Source organism: Streptomyces sp. NPDC004658, from assembly GCF_040609555.1.
Classification (GTDB): Bacteria; Actinomycetota; Actinomycetes; order Streptomycetales; family Streptomycetaceae; genus Streptomyces.
The window spans coordinates 1-2306 of the sequence record NZ_JBEXKG010000367.1 but is presented as its reverse complement, the minus strand read 5'-3'; the positions used below and the strand labels follow the sequence as shown (position 1 = coordinate 2306).

Sequence of the window (2306 nt, the reverse complement as noted above, 5' to 3'; positions counted from 1 at the left end):
GGTTGACCAGGGCGAGGACGTCGGCCGGGGTCGAGCTTTCCGGCCCGTTGCACCTGGCGGAGCTGGTCGATCGTGCGGGCGATCAGCGCCTGGTCGGGATCGTCGGCAACGGCTGTGGTGCCCGGCAGTTCGAGGCGGCCCCAGGTGATCGGACGGTAGTGGCCCGGTCGGGAGGCGAAGTAGTCGAACAGGCGGCCCGCGTAGCCGGGGAGGTCTGACGGGTCCATCTGGGTGGCCTCGGCGATGACGACGTACTCCCGTGCGGCGACGGCGGCATAAAGGGCGTCCTTGCCCCGGAAGTAGGCGTAGACGCGTTCCTTGCTGGTCCTGACGAGCTTGGCGATGCGGTCCACTCGGGCGCCGGCGATGCCGTGCCCGGCGAACTCCTCCATGGCAGCGGTGAGAATGCGCTGGCGTGCGGGTCTGCCCCCCACTCAAACGGACCTGTGAATCGACCACCGGTCCCGCCGCATGAACTTCCGGAGCCCGGCTGCTGTCACGGGTGGGCCGTGGTGTCGCGGGCCGCGAAGGCGGCCGGGGTGAGGCCGGTGCGGTCACAGAAGAAGCGCCCGAGTGCGCGGTCTTCGTCCAGAAGCTGGAGTGCCGTCTGCTGGAGCCAGACCGGGTCGGGGTGCGGGCTCAGCACGGCAGGAGCATCGTGCGCGGTGAGCGGGGCGCAGGCGGGCGACATCGGGCCGCAGTACATCCGGTTCGAACAGGATGAACGGGCCGCGGGCCGGGCCGGGCGGGTGCCAGCACAGCGTGTGTCCGGGACGCACCCAGAGCCACTGGCCGGGGGCGACGGTCCGCGTGACGTGGTCGACGTCGTGCCGCAGCTGACCCTCGGTAACGGCGATGAGGTAGTGGAAGGTGGCGCGGCCGGGACGGGGCGGGCTCCACGGCCAGTCGTCGTGCTGGCTGAAGAAGTCCTCGACAGTACTCACTTCAAGGCCGTAGGGGGTGCCGACCGGGGGCTGGAAACCGTACAGCGGAACCGCGGCCGGCCCGACCTGTCCGCTCGGGCTGGGGTGTCTCTTGTCGACCATCACGTGTCCGCAGCCTACTGCCCTTTTTGTCGGCTTCGAGGGGAGGATGGGATGTGCCGCCGCGACCACCGCCCTGAGGAAGGCAACCCGCATGAACGGAACGACTCTGCACATGACCGCCGCCGACTGCGCCCAAGAGCTGCCCGGAGCCCAGCTGGAGCATCCCTTCGGCGACGACTGGGAGGTCTTCAAGGTGCGCGGCAAAGTGTTCATGCTGATGACCGAGGTCCCGGGGCGCCCCGTAGTGATCCTCAAGGCGGACCCTGGTGAGGCCCACGCCCTGAGGGAGCAGTACAGCCACATCACCCCCGGCTACCACATGAACAAGAAGCACTGGATCACGCTGGAGGGCGGGGACGGCGTCGACAAAAGGCTTGTCGGGGAGCTCGTCACCGACTCCTACCGGCTCGTGGTCGCTCACCTGCCCAGGGCCGAGCGACCTGTCGACCCGCACACCTACGGCAGCCGCACGCGGGCGGCCCGGTGAGCACGGCCGGTGACCGGCTCCAGGACATCGCCAGACAGGCAGCCCTCGCGCTGCCCGGGACGGACCACGGTTACCCGTTCACCGAGCACCTGGACGTGTACAAGGTCGCGGGCAAGGTGTTCCTGATCATCACCGACGACCCGGACGAACAGATCATCACGGTCAAGTGCGAAACCGAACACGCCCGCGCGCTCGTTCACGGCTATGCCTCGATCACACCGGGCCGCTACCTCGACAAACGCCATTGGGTCTCGCTCGGGCCGGGCCCAGGCATCACCGAGCGGCTGGTCACCGACGCGGTCGAGGATTCCTACCACATGGCCGTCGAGCGACTGCCCCGGCGCGATCGCCCCGCTGCCCGATGAGCGCCGCGAGCGGCTGACCTCCCGCCCACCGACAGGGGCCCGTTCAGGGACTCACGTACACACGTCTCCGCCTCCGCCCCAGACCAGAGAGACCGATGGAACCGACCGAACCGACCCTGCCGCTCTTCGATGAAGAGCCCACCCGGCCGCTCGCGGACCGCCTGCGTCCCACCCGGTTGGAAGACGTCGTCGGACAGGAACATCTCCTGTCCCCGGACGCCCCGCTGGGCCGCATGGTCGCCCAGCAGCGCCTCGGCTCCGCCATCCTGTGGGGCCCGCCCGGCGTCGGGAAGACGACCATCGCCCGACTCCTCGCGGACGGCTGCAACCTGGCCTTCGAACCGGTGTCGGCCACATTCTCCGGCGTGGCCGAACTGCGCAAGGTCTTCGCCGCCGCGCGCAGTCGGC

General features: G+C 69.6%; 4 protein-coding genes and 1 pseudogene. 3 read left to right on the top strand and 2 right to left on the bottom strand.

Annotation, left to right across the window (positions count from 1 at the left end; genetic code table 11):
* On the bottom strand, nt 1-392 hold a 392-nt coding region (locus ABZV94_RS41360), incomplete at its 3' end, for a TetR family transcriptional regulator (protein WP_356350228.1).
* Between the two features lie 173 nt (nt 393-565).
* Nucleotides 566-1049 (bottom strand): annotated as a pseudogene (locus ABZV94_RS41355) (AraC family transcriptional regulator); the annotation flags it as partial.
* A gap of 88 nt (nt 1050-1137) precedes the next feature.
* Here ABZV94_RS41355 and ABZV94_RS41350 point away from each other — a divergent pair.
* From ABZV94_RS41350 to ABZV94_RS41340, 3 genes are all read left to right on the top strand, one after another.
* Nucleotides 1138-1533, top strand: a complete 396-nt coding sequence (locus ABZV94_RS41350; protein ID WP_356350225.1) for an MmcQ/YjbR family DNA-binding protein — start codon at nt 1138-1140, stop codon at nt 1531-1533.
* Nucleotides 1530-1898 carry an MmcQ/YjbR family DNA-binding protein gene (locus ABZV94_RS41345; protein WP_356350222.1) on the top strand — a complete coding sequence of 123 codons (369 nt, stop codon included), beginning with the start codon at nt 1530-1532 and terminating at the stop codon, nt 1896-1898. Before ABZV94_RS41350 ends, ABZV94_RS41345 begins: the two co-directional genes overlap by 4 nt.
* 95 nt (nt 1899-1993) lie before the next feature.
* On the top strand, nt 1994-2306 hold a 313-nt coding region (locus ABZV94_RS41340), incomplete at its 3' end, for an AAA family ATPase (protein ID WP_356350220.1).